The following is a 23,985-nucleotide window of genomic DNA, read 5'->3' as shown; positions in this document are numbered from 1 at the left end:
TTTGTGAATTGCCGATTCAATATAAGTTTATTTTTAAAGCAAGTCTCTTCCTGCCAGAACTTTCAATGTGAATTTACTTGCTGAAGGCCTCGCCCAAACCAAACACTATAGCACATAAATTGACGTACCCAGCCCCGATAGGCGGCGAGTCGTGCAACTTATGCTGGTTGTTTGATTATAATAATTTGTGCAGAGACATCGCCTGGAAAGTTTTTGAATGGGAGACCCGGGCTGGAAGAAATTGATGTGCCCAGCCCGATAGGTCGACGAGTCCTGCAGCTTATGCTGGTGTTTAACGCAAAGCACGGGCTACAGGAAGTTAACGGCCAGGCATGGCGTAAGCCGAAGCACGATCAATAAATGGGTGATGATTCCCTGCAGCAAGCCCTGCCCGTTAGTGGCAGGCAGTTGAAGATACTAAAACCAAAACGAACCTATTTTGACCTGCTACCTTTGACGAAGGCACAAGCTGTTTCCGTCCAAATCTTTTAGCCAGGCAAATTTTCCATAAGGTGTATCGTCAATTTTTCCAACTTCAATTCCTTTTGTTTTCAATTCTTTGGCTTCTTTTTCAATATTATCCGTTTCACAAATAATAGCTTGAAAACCTGCAAGCGATATAGTGGTGTCGCTATTCGGAAAGCCCATTTGTATCCAGGTTTCACCGTGTGGGTCAGGTGCTTCTACAAGGACGTGAAAACCGAGTTTCAAATAAAACTCCTTTGCTTTTTGTCTATCCTTTACAGGAACCATAATAATTTCTACTGATTTCATTTTTTTCTTTTAGAATTATGAATTTATTTTCAATACAAAGTTATTTGCATTATCGAACAGGAGCTCTTGTAAATACGACAATCTTACCCGTTGATTGCGACAGCCAATTTTTCTACATTTGCAATATGAAACATATTTCCATCCTGCCCCTTTATGACTCAACGCTAACAAGCATTGACAGCAGTCATCAACTTTTCTCACGAGTTAATGACTTTATGAAATATCAGGGGAAGCCTCCATTTTATAATGTAGAAATAGTCGGCGTAAAAAGAAACACAGAACTTAATAACGGGCTTTACAATATTCATACGGATAAGACAATAGATGAAATCAAAAAAACAGATGTTATAGTCATTCCATTATTATGTAGCGATTTCCCTAAAGCAATTACAAAAAATGAAAAATACAAAGAATGGATAATAGCACAATATCATAACAATGCAGAGATTATATGCCTTTGTGTTGGTTCATTTTTTCTTGCATCGACAGGACTTTTAAAAGACAAAAAATGTGTTGTGCACTGGGGTGCAAAAAATGAGTTTAAGACTATGTTTCCCGACATAAAAATCATTGACGACACAATTATTACCGACGAAAAAGGGATTTATACTTGTGGTGGTGGATTTTCATATTTGAACCTTCTGCTTTACATTATCGAAAAACATTTGGGTAGGGAAATTTCAATACTTGCATCAAAAATGTTTGAGATTGACATTGAAAGAAAAAGTCAAAATCCGTTCGTGATTTTTATGGGGCAAAAAAAACACGGCGATGAAATTGTTTTACAAGCACAGGGATTTATAGAAAATAATCCTACTGCTACTTTTACAGTAGACGAAATTTGCGTTAAGTTTGGTGTTGGACGAAGAACATTTGAAAGAAGATTTAAGAAACATACAGCTAACTCAATCGTAGAATACATACAAAGAGTAAAAGTTGAGTTCGTAAAAAAACAGTTGGAGACAGGAAGAAAAACTGTAAACGAAATTATTTACGAAGCAGGTTACAATGACATTGATGCGTTTAGAAAAGTCTTTAAAAAATTTACCGACTTATCGCCTATTGACTATCGCAAAAAATATGCAGTGTAACATTACATTGACAATATTTGCCTCCGAGGCGAGTCTTTTCAAGTCAACATTTTCAATGTGAATTAGCTGGCTGAAGAACCCGCCGCAAACCAAATACCATAGCGTATAAATTGATGTACCAAGCTCTGATAGACGCCATTTCCTGCAGCTTTGCTGGTTGTCTGATTATAATAATTTGTGCAGAGACATTGCCTGGGAAGTTTTCGAGTGGGGATTCTTAAAGGCAAAAAATAATGAATCAATTGTCTGCCAGTCCCGGTGGTAACCAACTCTTTGTTGAAAAAAGCAATGTAGCATTTGCCATAAGAGCTTCCGTGGATGCCCACGATTAGCAACGTATGGCAAAACGCTTTGTTAATAAAACTACGACCTTAACAAAAAAACAAAATAGGCAGCGAGTACAAAACCAGCTATTAAAGCAAGGTATCCCCATGAATAATTGTGCCTGATTTTATACCACATAATCCAACTGCTAAAAGATAAAAAGATAAGCCCTAATGCAACTGCATCCATCGAAAACCTCCATACCCGGGTAAGTAACCAATTTGGCTCAACATCAGGATGATCCCTGTTGGCGCCGTTGAAGGTATGAAGCGTTCTGAGCTTACCCCAAATATTATAGGAAAGTTCCTTTTGAATACCTATACCTTTTTTAAAATCAGCGTGAATGTTACTAACATGCCCCGGATAAGAAACACTAAAATCAGCACTGTCACTTGTCATCTTTACATTATTTACTTCGCCTGAAATTTTTAGTTGAGACAAAATACTTTTCAATTTATCCAGGCTATCCAAACCCGCAGGAATGCTGACAGCTGTTTCCGTTGTCTTCTCTTTTCTCTCGTCCCAAAAACTGGCAAACTTCCATTCCCCATGATTTAAAAGTAATCCGGAAAATGAAAATAACCATATAAACAGCACCATGAATAATCCGACGTGGATGTGCAGACGGCGGTTTGAATAGGTAAATTTTTTGATCAGCGTTTTGTAATTCATCCCAGAATAAATAATAAAAGTCCAGTAAAAATTGTTGCTCCAAAAACAATGGCCAGCCATCCTAACTTTCTTTCTGCTTTTAGAAAATACCATAAAAAAATACCACTGGCAGAAAGAAACAGCAGCAGGTAAACTACCATGTCTGCTAAAACCCGCCAGTTCTTCATAAATGCGGCATTGCCACGAAGTTTTGTATTGTGTGGTCCGGGCATTTTATGAAGGTAATTAGTGGCTCTTAAAGCGCCCTCTTCCTCTCTTGTAATTAATACGTCATTAGTGTGCTTGTCTACTTCAATCTTTGTTCTTATACCCGGTAACGTTACGGGAAAAGAAATATGATCATCATTTTGTGATATGAAATCTATCTCTCCTTTGATCCCCAGTTTTTGTATAATCCCTTTGGCTGTTTGCAGATCAGTTGAATCATAGGGAATCTTATCAAGGCGGGTTTTGACAACCGGTAAATGCTTAACAGGGTTGATGCTGTTAACGAAGTCAGTATGATTTAACACGAGCACACTTATACTGAATATAAGTACAAACGGACTAACGAATAAACCGATGTATAAATGAAGGGTGCGAATGGGAGGGTAGTATTTTTTCATTCTTCTTAAACGGCAGCAATATTTTCTTGTAGTGCTTGAAACAAAAATAGCAAAATCAGAAATACCAACTGCTTATAATTATCAAACACTACGGCTTATAAATTACTGTATCGGGCGCTGATAGGCCGGTAAGTCCTGCAGCTTGTGCTGGTTGTTTTATTATAATAATTTGTGCAGAGATATCGCCTGGGAATTTTTTGAACTGGGAGATTTTTTAAACGAAAAAAAATAACGAGCCAATTGTATGCCGTGCTCCTTAGGAGCCAACTTTTTGTAGAACAAAAGCAATCTTGCATTTGCTCCATAGGAGCATTCCCTTAATTTCAGGTCTAGTAACGGCAGGCAACAGGACAGAGTCCTGCGCCATATGGGGCATAGGAGCAAACCGATGTTAGCGGCTGCCAATCTGCTTGTTTGTCAAATAGGTATTTTATAACTTCCGGGTCAATCCTGGCTTAACGGAGGTCCAAGAAGAGTCATTTCATATTTTTCAAAAAGCTGAGCGACTACCTTTTTATCTGGTGAACCATTGTGCATAAGAGGTCCCAGTTCCGCAAAAAATTTATCACCTCCTCCCGGGGTATATACAACAATAATTTCTGCCCCCTCATTGGTGAGGTTAAGGAAGGCATGCGGCACTTTCGATGGCAGGTAGGCAAAGTCCCCTTCGTTGAGATAGAAAATTTCATCACCTATCCGAACTTTAAACTTGCCTTTAAGAACGTGAATGGTTTCCTCCTGCTTATGGTGCACATGCAAAGGCGGACCTCCATATGGTGCTACCTCTACAATAAAATAATCGAATGCACCACCAGTATCTTCACCGGTAAGTTTAAAAATAAGGTCGCGACCGGGACCAGACTGTAATCTTAATCCCTCTTTGGGGGTTAACACCTTGGTTTGAGTTAAAGTCATGTCTTTGTTTTTTGTGAGCAAGTAATTAACGATACAAAGATGCATTGCTAAAAATGCTAAATACTTAACCCGGGTTAAGAAATGAAAGGGGGCGAGAAGAAATTCAATGTTTATTGGTCAGCCTGTTTCTCATTCGGCTGAGCGATTGCGGTTCAATGTTCAAATAAGATGCAATGTGTTGCAATGGAATACGCTGAAAAATATGAGGCTGGGTTTCTGTTAATTTGAGATAGCGTTCTTCTGCAGACAGGGTTTTCATTTCTTCAATTCTGTTTCTTGAAGCACTTGCTGAGCGGAGCATTTTAAAAGAATACCATTGATTGAGTTTAGGTATTTCCTTTTCTGCTTTTTGAAAATTTTCTTTTGAAATTACCAGTAGTTCTGAATCTTCCAGCAATTGGATATAGTTTGTTCCTGGTTTGCCCGAATAGTAACTATCGAAGTCACCAAGCCACCAATCTTCAAACGCAAAGAATAAAATCCGCTCATGTCCCTGTTCATCCAACACAAAGTTTCTCGCACAACCTTTATTAAGATAAGCTTTTGCATGGCAGCATTCCCCGGCTCTTAAGTAGTAATCTTTTTTAGTAACTGTTTTAACCGTAAAGTATGACAAGAACAATGCAAACTCTTCCCCGGTAAATGCGAACGTTTGCCTGAACAATTCTACAAACTTGTGATTGATATTTTTTAATTCAACTTCCATTTATGGTTGTTTGTGTATGTTTGCCGCCATTTGATTGCCGCGAACGCTTGCTTTACGCAATTAAAAATACTGCATTGCGTCAATCCATCAAAAAAGTATTGTATGCCCATAATCCACTTTCATAACGAGCTCTTCACGTGAAAACTTTCGCTATGAATTAGCTTGCTGAAGGACTCACCGCAAACCAAACACTATAGCATATAAATTGATGTATCCAGCCCCGGTAGGTCAGCGAGACCTGCAGCTTGTGATGGTTGTTTGATTATATTAATTTGTGCAGAGACATCGCCTTGGGAGTTTTGAATGTGAGACTCATTGCGGAAGAAATAACAATTGAGTCAACGCCGTTCGTAATTTACACGCCTGCTTTTCTAACTGAACGCGGCGCCACGCTCGTCCACGTCTTAAAGGCTTTTCTGAATGCGGTCGGGTCTGAGTATCCCAGGATAGCTGAAACTTGCGATATTTTTATCGCGGAGTTTTGCATCAACTGGAAAGCAATATCCTTTCTTATTTCCCCGGCAACTTCGCGAAAGGTAGTGCCTTCCTGCATCAGCCTTCGTTGCAGGCTCCGGGGCGTCATATCTAATGCTGATGCAGCTTCTTCTATAGAAGGTATCCTTCCCTTGAACTGCATGAACAAAACCTGTTTCAAATTTCCTCCGGTAGTGTTGGTTGCCTGCAGCGCCTGCTTTTCAGCAACCATCGAATTGAAGCGTTCAAACATAGATTGATCACTTGTGAGTATAGGTGTGGATACATCTCGTTTATCTAAAATAATCCGGTTCATCTCCTGGTTAAAAAGTACATCACAGCCAAAAAATTGTTGATATGCTGAAATTTCCCTCTTTGGATAAGTCAGCTCTATTCTTAGCGGAACAATGCGCTTACCTGTAAGTGCTGCGGATGTGTTGAGGGTTGATGCGAATAAAAAATCATTCGCATGCCTTGCCGGTTCGGGATGCTTCATCAGCCACATCTTATTCTGTTCTATTTCAAGAACGGCCACATCATTGGTCGTGTATCTATAGGAAACCATTGGCGATACCATGTGGCCATACTTGCCTAACATTTGCAAGGCCTGGTGCAGATCTTTACTACTTTGGATCAAAAAACCAACCATGCCGTGAAGTAGTTTTGGCGTGGCGATACCCACATGCAAGCCGATCAATGGATCGCCGGTAAGCTTTAAAAGAGGCACCCAAATCAACGCTGCTTTTTCCCATTCAACCATTTTTTCCGAGTCGCCCATTTCATCTGCTTTGATGTTCGACATCTGGCAAAGTGTATCAAAGGCCGCTCCAAATGAAGTGGCTGTTTGAAAGATGGTGCGTATGACTGTTCCCTGTAAGGCCATGGCGCAAAATATATCATTTCAGGAATAAAAGATGCCTTTTCCTGCCCGCAGAACTGAGGTCCTTTGTATTCTAAAATTAAACATATTATGGACACACGTAAAAACATGTTTTTAAAAAAATGGGTGACCGGCAACCTCGTTGTTTACCCGGGATTATTAGGCCTCTTGCACCCGCTGATTGCGCACGGGTTCACCGGCGATCATGATAAGCTGCTGACGACGCCCCAGTTTATCATGCATACCCTTTCGATATTCATTTTTGTTTTCTTTCTTGCAGTTACGAGAAACAAAACATTTGAAATAATTGGAAAAAAGAAAACCCTGTCAGACACATGGCCCTTTATTTTCTTTACGCCATGGGTGTTCTGGCTGGGCTACTATACCCTCTTCGTGCCATTCGATATTCTTTTTATGTTCCTGTCAACCGGCATCATCAACGCCATACAACTAAGGCCGTTCGTTAAATCTCCCGCAAAATGGGTATGGCAATGTATACTTGGTTATTTGCTTGCGGCAGTTGCAGGTATTTTAATCGGGCTGGGCGCTTATCTCCGCTATTACAAAGACTTCCGGGGCATCTCCAGAGATCTTGCCACCTGGACAAGCATCAGTATTCCTGCGGCATTCGTTGTTGCTTACTATTTCAGGTATATCCTGGGAAAGCAGATCCGCAGCAAAGACCGCCCGGACATGATCTCAGAAAACAAATCGAATTTCTCAAAGGTTGCGTAAAAGCCTTCCATCACTAAGAAGCTGTCTAAAAATGAAATTTTCGTTCACCCTATTGCGGTTGGTCAGACATCAACCGCGGCACTCCGCCGTGGTCCCATTTGCTAACGGAATCCCACCCGCCACTTTTTGCGATCATAGACAATTTATAAAATCGTTTTTAGACAGTCTCTAAAACAATAAAATATTACCCATGAAATACAAAACATTCAATTGGCTATTGCCAGTTGTATAGGGTACGGTTGTAACTGCCTATTTCCAAGCGGGTCTCTTCACGCCAAAACTTTCGATGTGAATTGACTGCTGAATGATTTGCGCAAACCAGACACGTTAGCGTATAGATTGGTGTACCCAGCCTTGATAGGCGGCGAAGCCTGCAACTTGTGCTGCTTGTCTGATTATATTAATTTGTGCAGATACATTGCCTGACAAGTTTTTGGAATGGAGACTCGGGGCAGAAGAAAGCGAATCAAAAACAATTACTACTATATGAAATAACGCTACCAACAATGGCGAAACTATACTATCTCTACAGGTGGATTTATTTTCCTTATAAGTATCTTAAAGGTTTTTATACTTTCGGATGAATGATTAGCTGCAAATTTAATTGAGTCATTGTCAGCCGAATTATTTTTATACTCAATTGTATAGATAGCAGTCCCTTTATTTACAAAGGGATTTTCAAAAAATGAAGTCACATTTTTTAATGGAATGATTGTCTCTTTTTTACTAATTTTTTTTATGTAAAGATTTGTATCGTCATAACAAATACTGGGTCGTGTCAAAAGATAGCCTGTCAAAACAGTCGTTGTAAGTAAAAGCAATTTGTGTTCAAGGTCTGTTTTGAAGTCATCATCAATTGTATTTTTACTACTGCCAAATACTAGAACCAAAGAAAGCAATAATCCAAAAACACAAACTAATTTCGTAAAAATTAAATCTGAAGATAATTTTATTTTATCTGAAGTCTCCATAGTTAATTGTTTTTAGCCATCGGATGCTCTTGTCAAGTTGCTGCTAACTTTTTTGTTTACGCAACTAAAATAATCTTTTGTGTCAATCCAACCAAAATCATCACATTGACGCACACAAAGTCAATTTCACCTTTCTACGCTCCAATAAAAGATCCCCAAAACTGTAAAATAAAAAGAGGGCGATTCTGTCCCGGCGGGGTTTTCACAGCTTGCATCAATAATTAGAATGCGCTTTCCGTGAAACCCCGACGCTGAGTAAATATACAATTCGCTTGCACCCGTTCTTCGTTTTTATTAGCTTTATCTTGTGGCGATAAAATTAAAACATAGCGACACCTTTTCTACCTATTTTGTTACGTTCACTTGCGTGGAATGGATTTCTTTATTTGAAATAGTGAATGGGTATGACATGGTGTATAAATGGTTTGATATTTTGAAAACGGAACACAATGCTGAGGTGGTTGCTTATGTAATCATGCCGAATCACCTTCATGTTATCCTGCATTTTCATGACGCACATTTTAATTTGAATACCATTGTTGCAAACGGTAAAAGATTTATTGCGTACGAAATAATTAACCGGTTAGAGCAAGCAGGAAATAATAGTCTCCTTGCCAGGTTAGGAAAATTAGTTACAGAAAGGGAAAGAAGAAAGGGGCAGTTACACAAAGTTTTTAAAGATTCCTTTGATGGCAAAGCAATTATTACACACGCTTTTCTGATACAGAAAATTAACTACATCCATAACAATCCTGTTAGCGGAAAGTGGATGCTGGCAAAGGACTTTGTTGAGTATGAGCACAGCAGCGCTTCGTTTTATGAAATTCAATTGGTAAGACATCACCGGCCTTTGCATTATTTGGATTTGTAGTGCTACTACTATCGGAAGAGTGGCTGCTTGTATTGATGTAGTTTATTCAACGTCGGGGTTTCACGGAAGCTTTGTTATTATTGTTAGTGCTTGCCGTGAAAACCCCGCCGGGACGAAAGTCTGGCATTTGCTCCATAGGAGCATTCCCTTAATTCCAAGTTTAGTAACGGCAGGCAACAGGACAGAGTCCTGCGCCAGATGGGGGTCAATGTTTAGGCATTTAGACTGTTAAGATTTTTAGAATACAAAATCAGTGATTTTAAAAGATCATTGATTAGTAGTTGAAACCACATTATGTTTTCGTCAACAAGATTCATACACGCCTTTTCGATATATTCGTTATCCATCAACGGAACCATATTAAAGGCTGAGAATAAATATTTCGAGACATAATTACAATCCTGTTCAAGTAAAATTATTTCTCTTTGGTATGATTTAAATTTTCTATAAGCAAAAATATCGGCGTTAGGAACAGTAAGATTAAACAAGCGACGCTCCATAGGATCAATTAGAAACTTGTCGACGAGTTTTCCGTAGTATCTCTCTATTCTATCTTCAAAATCCCCTTTTGAAATATTTGAATCGCTTATTGCTTCAATCTGTAGCAAAAAAAAAGCCATCACAAATAGCTCAAATTCGAATTCCATATTCATTCTGGGAAACTTCACAACCGTATTAAAGTGTTTGTATTTTTGATTTGAAATCTTTTTGAAGGTTTCAAAAGTGTTGGTTATTCCATTGTTGAAGATGTAGGTTGATAATTCTCCATTCATAACTTAACTATTTAAAGTGACACAGAACGTTTTGCATAGGCGAAGTACGGTTAATTCGGAGCTTGTCCTGCCCGGCCAACGCAGTGAAATTGTGAACGAAAATTCTAAAGTTTAAGCAGATATAAATCGGAGAGGTCCAGCCCCAAACCAAAGCTGATAGCGAATTACAGCCGATGTTTGCTGGTCTTCCCTCGTTTTTTGCCAATGCATTGTTGTGCGATCGCCATTTTGTCCTCTACTCAAGTTTCCAAATCTCGAAAGCAATGTTGAATAGATTTGCCTGTCTTAACTCTAGGGAATCTTGATTCCATTCCTCTATGGCAACAAGTTCTTTTGTCATCATAATTTCAGATAGATCATAGGAAGGTCTTTTTGCGTCGAAATTTCCGTTCTTAATTGCCGCATTTAAACGACGATCCAGTAAGGTTAGGTTTCCAATTCTATTGATTTGAGATACATGATTGGCCCAACGCTGACCTTCTATGGGTGTTTGAGGATAAATATGTTCAATATGAACTCTAGAAGGCGGCCCTACCTCAAGTTCAGCTGTTCTTCTTTTTTTGGTTTCTATTTCGCGGAGAATGTATCTAGCAGAGTCTCTTCTGGATATGACTGCTTGCAAAAATTGATGTCTAAACTGATTATCAGAAGGCAAAATTTCTCTCATACGTTGTATTGCATCATTGCAAGATAAGCCTCCCCGTATATCTCTAGCGATATTATAGCAAAATGTTTCAAGAGGACTATTTTCTAATTTCCCTATTAAATTGTAACGAACAAACAATACAATTATGCTTTTGCATATCTGGGTAAAATCATCATTATTATAAACGGTAATAGAACTTAACAATGGTGGGTATAGGAGGTTAGCACCTAATTCTCTAATATCTTTAAGATATTTGGATGTTATTTCTTCATCCACTTGTCCAGTAAGCAAACTTTTATAAACCTCAGCGCCCTCAGCAAGATTTCTTGTAAATGTGAGACTTGATTCATTATGCAGAAGTATATATGCCTTAATTTCTCTATACAGTGAGCGAGTTTTTACATCGCCCACTTTCGACAGCCAATAGTGTCTTAAAAAAGTATCAACCTTAACATCATCAGCTAAGTCAAATATATTACCCCACAACGCAATAATCTCTTCTCTTTCGTGTTCTAGGGCACGCCTCATTAGAAAGTTTCTCAGAAGGTCGGGAGTCGACAGTCCAATGCCTCTATCATTTAAAGTTTCAAATACTGCTGCTGCATTATCTTCATCTGTCGAAATTACTGCCACCACTGAAACATGATTCACCAAAACCTGCAAAATTCTCAAAGCCCAACTATGGGCAATGGCTGGATTGTTAATTTCCGCATATTTTCTGGAGAAATGAGTTTCAAATGTATCTCTCACTTCACGTATAAACTTATGAGATTGAATTTGAGGTTCGGGAGCGACATAATCTGCCAATCGATCTTCGAGAACTTCTCTCTTATAAAATTCTCGATCATAGACATTCAGTGTCAATTTAAAAATTCTTTGGTTTGAAGCATCATCAAAATCAGTAAGATATCTTGTTGTAATTCTTGTTGCCGCATCTTTATTAAACTTCGCAAGGTAGTCTCTAATTAGTGATAACATAATACCTGCAGTTGCAAGCCTTTGCTGTCCATCTAACAAAAGATGGGACTTGTTGATATCAACAATAACAACAGAACCCAGAAAATATTCTTGATCATCTATGTTCTGATCTGGGTATTTGTTACTAAAGTCTAATAGGTCTTGCCAAAAGATCTCAGCCTCAGATGATGTCCAACTATAATTCCTTTGCCAATCGGGTACAATTACAGGTGGATTAGTCAAACTTAACAATTCTCCTATCGTTTTCTTTTGGGGTGTGTATTGATTTGGCATTGCTAATTTTGGTTTACAATATAATTTAATGGTGGCGCACAACAACGTTTTGCTTTACGCAATTAAAAATAACGCATTGCGTCAATCCATCAAAAAGTATTGTATTTACTTAACCCCAGTAACATAATTTTCTTACATCAATAAAGGCCCTAATAGCAATATCGAACAAGAGGGCAACGATCATGAACATTGCTTCTTAGCCCGGATCAACATTTTTTATTCGACGGCGGTCCTGCAACTTATGTTGACTGTTTGATTAAAATTACTTGTGCAGAGGCATCGGCTGTTAGTTCTTGAATTGGAGAAAACCCTGAATCGAAGCAAGCACCTCAAACCTGAACTCGTTCCCAAAAGCTGTAAAAGTAAAAGAGGGCGATGCAACGATGTTCCACATAGCTTCTTAGCCCGGACCAACACTGTCTTTCTTTTTACTGAAATGCCGGCCAACTTTGACCCGCCCAAAAAACATTTTATAATTCATGACAGTACATGACAGTTGCAAAACATTGTTCCCTTACTTTTACAAAGATTGTTTTTCAGCCATATTAAAATTAATTGTACATGCAGGTTCTTTTGGGTATTATTTTTCACTTCGTCGGCGGCTTTGCTTCCGGTAGTTTTTACATGCCTTATAAAAAGGTAAAGGGTTGGCATTGGGAAAGCTTCTGGATTGTGGGCGGTATTTTTTCCTGGTTTATTGTTCCCCCGGTGGCGGCTTACTTAACCATTCCGGGTTTTGCAGATATCATTCGCGGGGCGAGTGCTGGTACCCTTGGCATTACGTATTTGTTTGGTGTGCTGTGGGGCATCGGTGGGCTCACCTACGGGCTGGGCGTGCGTTACCTGGGAGTGTCATTGGGCAGCAGCATCATACTGGGTTTGTGTATGGTGTTTGGTGCGGTGATCCCGTCTATCTATTACGATTTTTTTCCGAAGGAAGGCAAGGATACTTTTTCCATGCTGATACACTCCAGCTGGGGACTCACGGTGCTGGCGGGTTTGGCCGTATGTGTGCTGGCGATTGTTATTTGCGGCAAGGCGGGCATGATGAAGGAAAAACAACTGAGTGCTGCGGCCACCGATCCGCATGGGGTAGTGGTGAAGACAGAATATAAGTTTGCGCTGGGTATGCTGGTTTCGATTGTATCCGGTGTGCTGAGTGCCTGTTTTAATTTTGGTTTGGAAGCGGGTAAACCAATGGCCGAACTGGCCAACGAAATCTGGAAAGCGGCGCACCCCAACCAGGGTAATTTTTTATACCAGAACAATGTAACCTATGTCGTGGTGCTGTGGGGCGGGTTGACCACCAACTTTATCTGGTGTATGATTTTAAATGCACGTAACAAAACCTTTGGCGATTACGGCAACAAAAAAACACCGTTGCTCTCCAACTACATTTTTTCTGCACTGGCGGGTACTACCTGGTTTCTGCAATTCTTTTTTTATGGCATGGGCGAAAGCAAACTGGGCAACGGCGCCAGTTCGTGGATACTGCACATGGCCTTTATTATCCTCACGGCCAACATGTGGGGACTGGTACTGAAGGAGTGGAAAGGTGTTAATCAAAAAACAACAAGGACAATTGTTATCGGCATCCTCACCATCATACTATCTATATTGATAGTAGGGTATGGCAACTATTTAAAACCATGATGGTTTCAATGAAAAATAATATAATCAGCATAAGAAAATAACAAGCACTATGTCAACAACAAAACAATTTAAACACGTAAGCTATTTATGGGATGACGCAAAAGCGGCAGAACTGGCGGGGGATGAAGTAGCTTTACTGGTATACCGCTCCAACCTGCTGGGCGCCGATTTGAGGCTTACCAATTATGGTGGTGGCAATACGTCCTGCAAGGCAATCGCCAAAGACCCGCTGACGGGCAGAGATACCGAAGTAATGTGGGTAAAGGGCAGTGGCGGCGACCTGGGTACCATGAAACGCAATGGCCTTGCAGCGTTGCACATGGACCGCTTACTGAATTTAAAAAACATTTACCGCGGCATTGAGCATGAAGATGAAATGGTGGAATTGTTTAACCATTGCATTTATGACCTGGCTTCGAAAGCGCCTTCTATTGATACGGCCTTGCATGGCTTTCTACCTTTTAAACACATTGATCATTTACACCCCGATGCAGCCATAGCGATTGCTGCAGCCAAGGACGGGAAACAAATTACAAAGGATTTGTTTGGCGGAAAAATTGGCTGGGTTAAATGGCAAAAGCCGGGTTTTGATCTGGGCTTGTTGCTGAAAGAATGCCTGGATGAAAATCCCGGTATCCGCGGTATTATGCTGGGCTCTCATGGTTTGTTTACCTGGGGCGATTCGGCGTATGAAAGTTATATGAACACGCTGGAAGTGATTGAAACCTGTGCACAATATTTAGAAGATAATTATGGCAAGAAAGGGCCGGTATTTGGTGGTGCTAAAATTGAATCTTTGCCCAAAGAAGAAAGGCTCGCCAAGGCCGCAGCGTTGGCTCCGATTTTAAGAGGCTTCTGTTCTTCTCAAACAAAAATGATTGGTCATTTTACAGATGATGATCGGGTATTGCAATTCATCAATTCAAATGATTTGGACAGGTTGGCTCCGTTGGGTACAAGTTGCCCCGATCACTTTTTAAGAACAAAGATTTCGCCGCTGGTATTGAATTTAGATACGGAGGAAGATGTAACCAATACTGCTGCTGTTAAAGAAAAGATTGCGCCTTTATTTGAAGCCTACCGAACAATGTATGCGGAATATTATAACACCTGTAAACATCCCAACAGTCCGGCGATACGGGATGCCAACCCGGTGATTATTTTGTACCCCGGCGTAGGGATGTTCAGCTTTGCAAAAGACAAACAGACCACCCGTGTGGCGTCAGAATTTTACATCAATGCCATCAACGTAATGCGTGGTGCGGAAGCGGTGAGTGAGTATACTTCATTGCCAAGACAGGAAGCATTCAACATAGAATACTGGTTGCTGGAAGAAGCCAAACTGCAACGCATGCCCAAACCAAAAGCACTGACCGGAAGGATTGCCCTGGTAACAGGAAGTGCTGGTGGTATTGGTAAAGCCATTGCAAAAAAGTTTGCAGAAGAAGGTGCCTGCGTGATCATCAATGATATCAATGAGGAGCGCTTGCAGGGTGCGATGGAAGAGTTTCAAAAACTATTCGGAAGAGATACGGCGTCAGCGACACTGCTGGATGTAACGGACAATGCCACGATTGAAAAAGCATTTGCCGCGACAGCGCTGGCCTTTGGCGGCGTGGATATTATCGTCAACAATGCCGGTATCAGCATTTCAAAATCCATCACGGATCACTCCATTGCTGATTGGGATAAGTTGTATGATATTTTGGTGAAGGGGCAGTTCCTTGTTTCAAAAGCAGGTACCGAAATCATGCGCAAACAAGCCATTGGTGGCGATATCATCAACATCGTTTCTAAAAACGCCGTGGTATCCGGACCAAACAATGCTGGCTATGGTTCTGCCAAAGCAGCACAGGCACACATGAGCCGTTTGCTGGGTGCTGAATTAGGCGGCGATAAAATAAGGGTGAATTCTGTGAACCCGGATGCGGTGATTGCAGACAGTAATATCTGGGCCGGTGGCTGGGCAGAAGGCCGGGCGAAAGCTTATGGCATTACCGTGGAAGAATTGCCTGCTTACTACGCCAAACGCACGTTGCTGAATGAAGCTATTTTGCCAGTCGACATTGCCAATGCCTGTTTTGCTTTTGTGGGCGGCTTGCTGAGTAAATCAACCGGTAATGCATTGAATGTGGATGGTGGTGTGGCTGCAGGGTTTTTGAGGTAGTCTGGACGGGGATTTTCGGCGATTGATTTGATTGAAAGGATGACCAATTTGTTCACGGGGATTTTGAGGGATTGAGTTGATTAAAAGGATGGTCGATTTGTTTGTCGTTCTTTATTCAGTTCAGCTATAAATGATTAAATAAAAGTGGGATAGCTTTTGAAGCAGCTGTTTTGATTGCCTGTTTTAATTGTCGGCTCTTTAAGGCTGGTTCAATCGCCTCTCCCTTCAGGACTGTTTCAGTTGTCCTGCCCTTTCGGGTTGTTTCAATTGCCTCGCCCTTTAGGGCGAGGGCCAGGAAATATAAAATTTTAGTAGGGCTTTAGCCCAAAGCTTTTCGGCTAAAGCCTGGTTTTTTTTTATTCTTTACCCGCCCTGAAGGGCGGGGCAATTGAGAGGGTAGGGCAATTACAGAAAGCCTTTCGAAAATGGATTTTAAAAAGAGACTTAATTAATTATAACAATGCAACGTGTAGCATTTAAAATGAAACTCTCCAAGGGGTTTGAAGAAGAATACAAACGCCGGCATGCTGCGCTGTGGCCGGATTTGCAGGCTTTGCTAAAGCAGGCTGGCATAAGGGAGTATGCTATTTTTTTAGATGAAACTACCAATGATTTGATCGGCTGCCTTACCATTGATGATGCAACCAAATTGGATGATTTGCCTGCGGAACCGGTGATGAAAAAATGGTGGGCTTATATGGCTGATATCATGGAAACGAATGAAGATAAATCGCCTGTTAGCATACCTTTGAAAGAAGTATTTTATTTGCCCTGATTTTATAAAAAGAGCACTGTCATATGAATATAAGAAACGGCTTTACTTTTTTTTTGATGTTACTGCTGCTTGCTATTGGCAACAGCGCCCTGGCGCAGTCAGCACCTAAAAAAGCATACGAGGTAGCCGTATATTATTTCCCCAATTATCACGTGGATTCTATCAACGAACGGTGGCACGGCAAGGGCTGGACAGAATGGGACCTGGTGAAAATTTCAAGACCGAGATTTGAGGGGCATCTGCAACCGAAAGTTCCGACATGGGGTTATTTTAATGAAGCCGATCCGGTATGGGCTTCCAAAGAAATTGATGCAGCCGCTGACAATGGCATAGATGTATTTATCTACGACTGGTACTGGTATGAACCCTTCGGCCAGTACCTGCAGGAAGGCCTCGAGAAAGGCTTTTTAAAAGCACCCAACAACCAGCGCCTGAAATTTGCACTGATGTGGGCCAACCATAACTGGGCGAATATTCACCCAACACCTTATACCAATTTCCAGGAAAAATTGACGGATGGAAAAGTATCTGCCGCCACCTGGAATACCATCACCGATTATATTATTGAACATTATTTTAAACAACCCAATTATTGGAAGATAGATGGCAAACCCTATTTTTCCATCTTTGAAACAACGAACTTTATAGCCAGCTTTGGCAGCCTTGAAAAAGCAGGAGCGGCCATGCAGTTGTTTGAAGACAAGGTAAAGAAAGCAGGCTTCCCGGGCTTGCATTTTAATTGCATCGACCAGGGGTTAACAGATAATTCGGTGCAGCATACCTTGCATAATAAAGCAACTGCCGGTGATGCTTTTAAAGCATTGAAAACGGCCAGTCTTACCTCGTACAATTTTCTCTATGCCTATGATTTGTCGAAGGCCGGATGGCCCACAGCCAGCTACCAGAAAGCCATTGATGCCAACGCCAGTTACTGGCCAGTGATCGGAAATAAATATCCCGGCATTGAGTATTACCCCAACGTTACCATGGGCTGGGATGTAACACCCAGGCTGGTGCAGTCGGATAAATTTGATACGTTTAAAGGCTATCCATGGACACCGGTGTTTAATGGTGACAATACACCCGAAGCATTTCAGTCAGCCCTTGTAAAAGCAAAAGCATTTGTAGATTTAAAAAACCACCAACATAAAATTGTTATCCTGAATGCGTGGAATGAATGGACGGAAGGCAGTTATTTATTGCCGGAAGAAAGAACAGGCACCAAGTATTTAGAAGCGATCAAACATGTTTTCGGACAACCTTAAAATAGATTAATCTTTTTACAAAAAGTAAATACACACGATATGCTAATTGAAAAATATAAACTCAGTCAACACAATGAAGCTGCATTAAAAGATCACCAGCGCAAGTTTGATTTTATTGCTTCGGAAATAAATAACACGGAAGATATTTTACAAAAACTCATCGAATTCCAGGTAGCCATTCCAAGCTGGGCACTGGGTACAGGCGGTACCCGCTTTGGTCGTTTCCCCGGTGGCGGCGAGCCTCGAAATTTGGAAGAAAAGATTGAAGACATCGGTATGCTGCATGCCTTGAATAATTCAAGCGGCGCCATCTCTTTACACATTCCCTGGGATATACCGGAGAATGCAAGTCATATAAAAGCATTGGCAGCACAGCACGGTTTAAAGTTTGATGCGATGAATTCCAATACTTTCCAGGACCAGCCGGGGCAGGAGTTGAGTTATAAATATGGTTCATTACAAAACGTAAACAAAGCCGTCCGCAAACAAGCCATCGATCATAATATTGAAGTGATAAAATATGGTATTGAGCTGGGCTCGGAATCGTTAACGGTCTGGCTTGCTGACGGAAGCTGCTTTCCCGGCCAGTTGAATTTTAGGAAAGCATTTCAGAATACACTCGAGAGCCTGGAAGAAATATATTCCGCCTTACCCAACGACTGGAAAATGTTTCTGGAATACAAAGCTTTTGAACCCAATTTTTATTCTACCACAGTAGGCGATTGGGGACAATCTTTTACTTATGTAAACAAGCTCGGACCGAAAGCCTTTACGCTGGTGGATCTTGGTCATCACTTACCTAATGCCAATATTGAACAGATCGTTTCACTGTTGCTGATGGAAGGTAAACTGGGTGGCTTCCATTTCAATGATTCAAAATATGGCGATGATGATTTAACGGTGGGCAGCATCAAACCATATCAACTCTTTTTAATTTTTAATGAACTCGTAGAAGGCATGGATGCCAAAGGCATGAACCACGCCAATGGTATCGGCTGGATGATCGATGCATCGCACAATGTAAAAGATCCGTTGGAAGATTTGTTGCAATCGGTAGAAGCCATTATGATCACCTATGCGCAGGCATTGCTGGTCGACAGAGCAAAATTGCAGGAAGCACAAAATAACAATGACGTAGTCACAGCACAGGAAATACTACAGCAGGCTTTCCGCACTGATACCCGTGCACTGGTTGCAGAAGCAAGGTTACGAAGTGGTGCCGCATTGAATCCGCTGGCAGTATTTAGAAGTGAAAAAGTGAGGGAAGGATTGATAAAGCAAAGGGGATTGAAGACGGTGGCAACAGGTCTATAGGATGGCGTTGGGTTAAAGCTGTTTAAAGCATAAACTAAGAAGAAGGTAATAAGGTTAGCGGTTTTAAGATGGGTATTTTACTAAGGTTAAAAGAGCCAAACCTTAGTAGAGCTAATAGATAATAACGGATCAACCTTATTACCTTATTATAAAATGAAGGCTGCTACTATAGCATTATAAGCCGTTTGATTATAAAATTAAAACCTGTAAATTATTCAGTGGAATGATCAAAAATGAGAAGTCTCCACACTGACCACTCACTATTGACAACTCACTATTCACAACTCACCACTGACCAGTCACCATGAACAACACTCCGGTCATAGCAATCTTCGACATCGGCAAAACAAACAAAAAATTATTGTTGTTTGATGAGCATTATCAGCTGGTGAAAGAAACAAGTAAACAGTTTGCAGAAATCAAAGATGAAGATGGCTTCGAATGCGAGGATGTACAGGCTCTGACGGAATGGATCAAAGATTCTTTTACATCATTGCTGACCGATGAAAAATTTGTAGTTAAAGCCGTCAACTTTTCCGCTTACGGTGCCAGCTTTGTTTACCTTGATGAGGCATTGAATGTGTGTCTTCCATTGTATAATTATCTAAAGCCCTTTGATCCGCAACTACAAAAGCAGTTTTATGAAAGTTACGGTGGAGAAAGCCTGGTGGCTAAACAAACGGCTTCCCCCGTGTTGGGTAATTTAAATTCGGGCATGCAGTTGTATCGTTTAAAATATGAAAAGCCTGCAGATTTTGCCCACATCAAATACGCCCTGCACCTGCCGCAATACTTAAGTTTTATTTTGACCAATAAATTATGTGCAGATATTACCAGCATCGGTTGCCATACCAATCTGTGGAATTTTGAAAAGAATCAATATCATCAATGGGTGCACGAAGAAGGCATTGATGCAAAACTTCCGGCCATTGTAAACTGCTCCGAAATAGCGGGCTACATCAATGGCAACATCCCCGTTGGTATTGGATTACATGATAGCTCTGCTGCATTGATTCCTTACCTCGCGGCCTTCCAGGAACCATTTATTTTATTATCCACCGGCACCTGGTGTATCAGTTTAAATCCTTTTAACAACCAGCCACTCAGTGAAGAGGAATTGCACCAGGATTGTCTCTGCTATCTTACTTACCAGGGCAAAAGTGTAAAAGCCAGCAGGCTGTTTGCAGGCTACGAGCACGAGCAGCAAACAAAAAGACTGGCAGAACATTTCAATCAGCCGGTTAATTATTTTGCCGGTGTCGAATACAATCCTGCATTTATTTATTACAGAACAGATCGGACAGACAATCCCCAGCCAGGCAACGCAGGCATGGTGTCGGCTTCCCGTTTTGGTGAACGAACATTGACCGATTTTGATTCGTACGAAGCAGCTTATCATCAGTTTATTTTTGATTTGGTACAGCAGCAGGTACAATCCACCAGCCTGGTGTTGCAGGATACTATCAAAAGGATTTTTGTAGATGGAGGCTTTAGTAAAAATGCGGTCTATATGCACCTGCTGGCAAATGCATTTCCTCATATCGAAATTTTTGCTGCTTCTGTTGCGCAGGCATCTTCGTTGGGTGCAGCGCTTGTAATGCATACACACTGGAATAACAAACCATTGCCGTCTGACATTATTGAACTAAAATTGTACACCAATACCAACAATGTTTTTTTATGAGGGCAGGTCTTTTTATTCCATGTTATGTCGATCAGTTTTATCCGCAGGTAGCTATCGCAACATTGCAGTTGCTGGAAAAGCTGGGCGTGGAAGTGGTGTATCCGCCCAACCAAACCTGTTGCGGCCAACCCATGGCCAACTCTGGTTTTGAGCATCTCACCAAAGGTTGCGATGAACTCTTTGTAAAAAACTTTGCCAACCTCGATTATATTGTTTGTCCTTCCGGAAGTTGTACGCTCCACATCAAAGATCATTTGCACGATGAACATCATGAGGAAGCGGCAACAGGCATCCGTAAAAAAGTATATGAACTAACAGAATTTTTGGTAGATGTACTAAAGGTAGAAAAACTGGATGCCAGCTTTCCACACAAAGTAAGCATGCACCAGAGTTGCCACGGTCAAAGAGGATTGAAGATATCGCAAATGAGTGAGCTGGTAGCGGCACCGTTTTCCAAGCCCGGCAAATTGTTGCAAATGGTAAAAGGTGTTGAGTTGGTCGAACTTAGCAGGCCTGATGAATGCTGCGGTTTTGGGGGCACCTTTTGTGTTTTTGAAGAGGCCGTAAGTGCCAAAATGGGCAAGGACCGGGTAGCGGATCACATTGATCACGGCACTGAGTTTATCACCGCCGCCGACATGAGTTGCCTCATGCACATGGAAGGCATTTTAAAAAGACAAAAAAGTAAGGTACAGGTGAAGCATATTGCGGAGATTTTGAATAGTCAGTTGTGAGTGGTGAGTGGTGAATGGTGAATCAATATCGTTTTCTTAACGGAACCACCGTCAGGGTTTTCAGCCGCTGACGGGGTTCCGCTAACCCCGACGGCGGCTATCAGCCCCGTCGGCGGTTGATCAGACACCAGACAATGCTTAAGTAAATGAGATTGAACGGTTAGGTGAATTTTGAAGCGTATAAGATTTTTTTGTCCGGGCAGAGAAGCTTTGTGGTACTTCATCGGCGTCGCACTCTTGTACTGGTTTTCACTGATGAACTTTTACCAAAGCGAAGTGGAGCATCCGGAATAATGAAGCTTTGCATGTAAGCAGACAACCAATTTTGACTTTTGAATTTTGACTTTTGATTTAAAAAAGATGGAGCACAACAATAAAGATCATGCAACACTCGCATCCGCGTTCAACGTGGATGAAGCAAGGGTTGACTGGCATGATGAAACACTTTGGTTTGTAAGGGAGAAGCGGGACAGGGCCGTGCACATTGTGCCCGAATGGGAAGCCCTGAGGGAAACGGCATCGCAGATAAAAAACAATGTGCTGAGCAACCTGCATGATTACCTGCTGCAATTTGAAAAAAACGCCCAGCAAAACGGCATCACCGTACATTGGGCGGCAGATGACAAAGAGCACAACCAGATTGTGCATTCCATCCTGCAACAAAACAACATCAACCGGATAGTCAAAAGCAAATCCATGTTAACGGAAGAATGCCATCTGAATAATTATTTAAAATCAGCAGGCGTTGATGTGGTGGACACGGATTTAGGCGAGCGCATTGTACAACTGGCCGATGAAGCACCCAGCCATATTGTACTACCGTGCATTCACTGGAAAAAAGAAGAGATAGGCGAACTATTTCATCAATACCTCGGCACCCCGAAAGGCAATGCCGATCCGCAATTTTTAACAGGTGCTGCAAGAGAACATTTAAGAGAAAAATTTCTAACCCGGCGTGCCGCTATCACAGGTGTAAACTTTGCCATAGCAGAGACAGGGGAGTTTGTAGTATGTACCAATGAAGGCAATGCCGACATGGGCGCTCACCTGGCAGATGTACACATCGCCTGCATGGGCATAGAAAAAATCATTCCGCTGCAAAAGCACCTCGGCGTGTTTCTGCGTATCCTTACAAGAAGTGCTACCGGACAACCGATCACTACTTACAGCAGTCATTTCCGAAAACCACGCAAAGGCCAAACGTTGCACATCGTGATAGTCGACAATGGCCGCAGCCGGCAATTGGGCAGGGAAGATTTTCGCAATTCATTAAAGTGCATCCGTTGTGCGGCATGTTTCAATACCTGCCCGGTGTACAGAAGAAGTGGGGGACACAGTTATCACACTGCTATTGCAGGCCCCATTGGTTCTATACTGGCGCCTAACCTGGATATGAAGGACTATGCAGATCTGCCCTTTGCCTCTACATTATGTGGCAGTTGCAGCAATGTGTGCCCCGTAAAAATTGATATTCACCAACAGTTATATAAATGGCGCCAGGTGCTGGTGAAAGACGGCTATGCACCCACCGCAAAAAAAATCGCCATGAAGGGAATGGCTTCAACCCTTGCCAGTCCTGGTTTTTACAGGTTCGCCGGTAAGATGGGTCGCTGGGTGATCAAACACTTCCCCTTTATGGTAAACAATAAATTAAATGCCTGGTATAAACACAGGGATATGCCGGCACCGCCAAAAGAATCTTTTGGAGAATGGTATAAAAAGAACAGGGGAAAAACGGAATAGATAAATATGAGCAGCAGAGAAAAAATATTATCCGGAGTTAAAGCAAATCAGCCTTCTATCAAAGTGTTGCCTGAAATAGAAAATTTCGTGCAACCATTTACTGATGTTGTTGAAAAATTTAAAACGGTATTGATGGCGATTGGTGGCAATGTACATGTCGTACAAAACATGGCAGACGTTATCGACGTTTTAAAAGTACAGTTTGCAGATGCTGCCAGGATTATTTCCGTTGTACCGGAATTCAATGATTACGCCACATTGTATCAGCAGGGTGATGATCCCCATTTGCTCAATGATGTGGATGTAGCCATTATCAAAGCCCATTTTGGAGTGGCAGAAAATGGCTCCGTTTGGGTTACTGAAGCCATACTGCAGGAAAGAGTACTGCCATTTATTTGTCAGCACCTGGTTGCCGTCATTGACAAAAAGTCGATCGTACCAACCATGCATGAAGCGTATGAACAAATAGCCGGGACACATTACTCTTTCGGAACCTTTATTGCCGGCCCATCCAAAACGGCCGATATAGAACAGTCACTGGTGTTAGGTGCCCATGGTCCCAAAACCATGACGGTGTTTATTTTGGAATAGGAACAGATAAAATATACGCAGGATTATTTCCGTCAAACTAAAACAAAAAACTATCTTTAAATCAGGAAGCATGCTTGCTGATAATTGCTTTTCTTTTCATCATTGTAGTGATTGGTAATACAGCAGGCTTCGTTCTCTTTTGCTTGTATCAACCATTTTAAATGAACCATTTAAAACGTTCACATTAAAACCAATGCTGTATGAAAAGTATTCTCAGTCAACTTGCTGAACAGAACAAAGTACTTGAAACGCAGGAAATCCTGCGGACCCAATCAGAAATCAATCATCCATCAACAAAAAAAGACCGGCGCCATTTCTTAAAGAAAACGGCTATTGGCGGCATATCACTGGCCGGTATGATGGGGCTGCCC

The 23,985-nt window shown here is 41.4% G+C and carries 21 protein-coding genes; 12 read left to right on the top strand and 9 right to left on the bottom strand.

From position 1 onward, the window contains the following. Window positions 1-447 precede the first annotated feature (447 nt). The gene (locus JWR61_RS16100) at window positions 448-774 is read right to left on the bottom strand and encodes a VOC family protein (RefSeq protein ID WP_301928773.1); all 327 of its coding nucleotides are present in this window, start codon (window positions 772-774) and stop codon (window positions 448-450) included. 125 nt (window positions 775-899) lie between these two features. Between JWR61_RS16100 and JWR61_RS16095 the strand changes: the two genes are divergently transcribed. Further along, window positions 900-1,865 (top strand): GlxA family transcriptional regulator, encoded by a 966-nt coding sequence (locus JWR61_RS16095; protein WP_301928772.1) that lies wholly within the window; start codon window positions 900-902, stop codon window positions 1,863-1,865. 363 nt (window positions 1,866-2,228) lie between these two features. Here the strand turns inward: JWR61_RS16095 and JWR61_RS16090 are convergent, their stop codons facing one another. The 5 genes from JWR61_RS16090 to JWR61_RS16070 all read right to left on the bottom strand — a co-directional run bounded on the left by JWR61_RS16090 (window position 2,229) and on the right by JWR61_RS16070 (window position 6,444). Next, a complete protein-coding gene (locus JWR61_RS16090; RefSeq protein WP_301928771.1) occupies window positions 2,229-2,861 on the bottom strand; it encodes a hypothetical protein in 633 nt (210 codons plus the stop codon). Then, complete coding sequence (locus tag JWR61_RS16085; protein WP_301928770.1) at window positions 2,858-3,466, bottom strand: PepSY-associated TM helix domain-containing protein; 609 nt, start codon at window positions 3,464-3,466, stop codon at window positions 2,858-2,860. Before JWR61_RS16085 ends, JWR61_RS16090 begins: the two co-directional genes overlap by 4 nt. A gap of 444 nt (window positions 3,467-3,910) precedes the next feature. Continuing rightward, a complete protein-coding gene (locus tag JWR61_RS16080; RefSeq protein ID WP_301928769.1) occupies window positions 3,911-4,381 on the bottom strand; it encodes a cupin domain-containing protein in 471 nt (156 codons plus the stop codon). A 103-nt stretch (window positions 4,382-4,484) separates the two neighbouring features. Next, a complete protein-coding gene (locus tag JWR61_RS16075) occupies window positions 4,485-5,087 on the bottom strand; it encodes a Crp/Fnr family transcriptional regulator (protein ID WP_301928768.1) in 603 nt (200 codons plus the stop codon). A 355-nt stretch (window positions 5,088-5,442) separates the two neighbouring features. Continuing rightward, window positions 5,443-6,444, bottom strand: coding sequence for an AraC family transcriptional regulator (locus tag JWR61_RS16070; protein ID WP_301928767.1), 1,002 nt, complete (start codon window positions 6,442-6,444; stop codon window positions 5,443-5,445). Between the two features lie 87 nt (window positions 6,445-6,531). On the opposite strand from JWR61_RS16070, the gene JWR61_RS16065 reads away from it, so the two are divergent. Further along, complete coding sequence (locus tag JWR61_RS16065) at window positions 6,532-7,176, top strand: hypothetical protein (protein WP_301928766.1); 645 nt, start codon at window positions 6,532-6,534, stop codon at window positions 7,174-7,176. Window positions 7,177-7,691: 515 nt separating this feature from the next. Here the strand turns inward: JWR61_RS16065 and JWR61_RS16060 are convergent. Next, on the bottom strand, window positions 7,692-8,147 hold the full coding sequence (locus JWR61_RS16060; RefSeq protein ID WP_301928765.1) for a hypothetical protein: 456 nt from the start codon (window positions 8,145-8,147) through the stop codon (window positions 7,692-7,694). Between the two features lie 307 nt (window positions 8,148-8,454). Here JWR61_RS16060 and JWR61_RS16055 point away from each other — a divergent pair, with 307 nt between their 5' ends. Further along, window positions 8,455-9,018, top strand: a complete 564-nt coding sequence (locus JWR61_RS16055) for a transposase (RefSeq protein WP_301928764.1) — start codon at window positions 8,455-8,457, stop codon at window positions 9,016-9,018. Between the two features lie 212 nt (window positions 9,019-9,230). Here the strand turns inward: JWR61_RS16055 and JWR61_RS16050 are convergent, their stop codons facing one another. Both JWR61_RS16050 and JWR61_RS16045 read right to left on the bottom strand, forming a co-directional pair. Then, the gene (locus tag JWR61_RS16050; protein ID WP_301928763.1) at window positions 9,231-9,791 is read right to left on the bottom strand and encodes a hypothetical protein; all 561 of its coding nucleotides are present in this window, start codon (window positions 9,789-9,791) and stop codon (window positions 9,231-9,233) included. 235 nt (window positions 9,792-10,026) lie between these two features. After that, a complete protein-coding gene (locus tag JWR61_RS16045; protein WP_301928762.1) occupies window positions 10,027-11,688 on the bottom strand; it encodes a DUF262 domain-containing protein in 1,662 nt (553 codons plus the stop codon). A gap of 561 nt (window positions 11,689-12,249) precedes the next feature. Here JWR61_RS16045 and rhaT point away from each other — a divergent pair. The 9 genes from rhaT to JWR61_RS16000 all read left to right on the top strand — a co-directional run bounded on the left by rhaT (window position 12,250) and on the right by JWR61_RS16000 (window position 23,614). Continuing rightward, window positions 12,250-13,341: an L-rhamnose/proton symporter RhaT gene (rhaT, locus tag JWR61_RS16040; protein ID WP_301928761.1), complete on the top strand. Its 1,092-nt coding sequence runs from the start codon at window positions 12,250-12,252 to the stop codon at window positions 13,339-13,341. A 49-nt stretch (window positions 13,342-13,390) separates the two neighbouring features. Then, window positions 13,391-15,508 carry a bifunctional aldolase/short-chain dehydrogenase gene (locus JWR61_RS16035; RefSeq protein WP_301928760.1) on the top strand — a complete coding sequence of 706 codons (2,118 nt, stop codon included), beginning with the start codon at window positions 13,391-13,393 and terminating at the stop codon, window positions 15,506-15,508. 460 nt (window positions 15,509-15,968) lie between these two features. Continuing rightward, on the top strand, window positions 15,969-16,283 hold the full coding sequence (gene rhaM / locus JWR61_RS16030; protein ID WP_301928759.1) for an L-rhamnose mutarotase: 315 nt from the start codon (window positions 15,969-15,971) through the stop codon (window positions 16,281-16,283). A 23-nt stretch (window positions 16,284-16,306) separates the two neighbouring features. Beyond that, a complete protein-coding gene (locus JWR61_RS16025) occupies window positions 16,307-17,548 on the top strand; it encodes a glycoside hydrolase family 99-like domain-containing protein (protein ID WP_301928758.1) in 1,242 nt (413 codons plus the stop codon). Between the two features lie 39 nt (window positions 17,549-17,587). Continuing rightward, the gene (locus JWR61_RS16020; RefSeq protein ID WP_301928757.1) at window positions 17,588-18,862 is read left to right on the top strand and encodes a TIM barrel protein; all 1,275 of its coding nucleotides are present in this window, start codon (window positions 17,588-17,590) and stop codon (window positions 18,860-18,862) included. Between the two features lie 304 nt (window positions 18,863-19,166). Further along, window positions 19,167-20,546 carry an FGGY-family carbohydrate kinase gene (locus tag JWR61_RS16015; RefSeq protein WP_301928756.1) on the top strand — a complete coding sequence of 460 codons (1,380 nt, stop codon included), beginning with the start codon at window positions 19,167-19,169 and terminating at the stop codon, window positions 20,544-20,546. Beyond that, entirely contained in the window at window positions 20,543-21,280 is a 738-nt protein-coding gene (locus tag JWR61_RS16010) for a (Fe-S)-binding protein (RefSeq protein ID WP_301928755.1), read from the top strand. The genes JWR61_RS16015 and JWR61_RS16010 overlap by 4 nt, the downstream gene beginning before the upstream one ends. 360 nt (window positions 21,281-21,640) lie before the next feature. Continuing rightward, on the top strand, window positions 21,641-23,023 hold the full coding sequence (locus JWR61_RS16005) for a lactate utilization protein B (RefSeq protein WP_301928754.1): 1,383 nt from the start codon (window positions 21,641-21,643) through the stop codon (window positions 23,021-23,023). Between the two features lie 6 nt (window positions 23,024-23,029). Next, window positions 23,030-23,614 (top strand): LUD domain-containing protein, encoded by a 585-nt coding sequence (locus JWR61_RS16000; protein WP_301928753.1) that lies wholly within the window; start codon window positions 23,030-23,032, stop codon window positions 23,612-23,614. The last annotated feature ends 371 nt before the right edge of the window (window positions 23,615-23,985 follow it).

The sequence above is a fragment of the Ferruginibacter sp. genome (assembly GCF_028288465.1).
In the GTDB taxonomy this organism is placed as follows: Bacteria; Bacteroidota; Bacteroidia; order Chitinophagales; family Chitinophagaceae; genus Ferruginibacter.
This window is presented reverse-complemented; position numbering and strand designations above follow the sequence as displayed.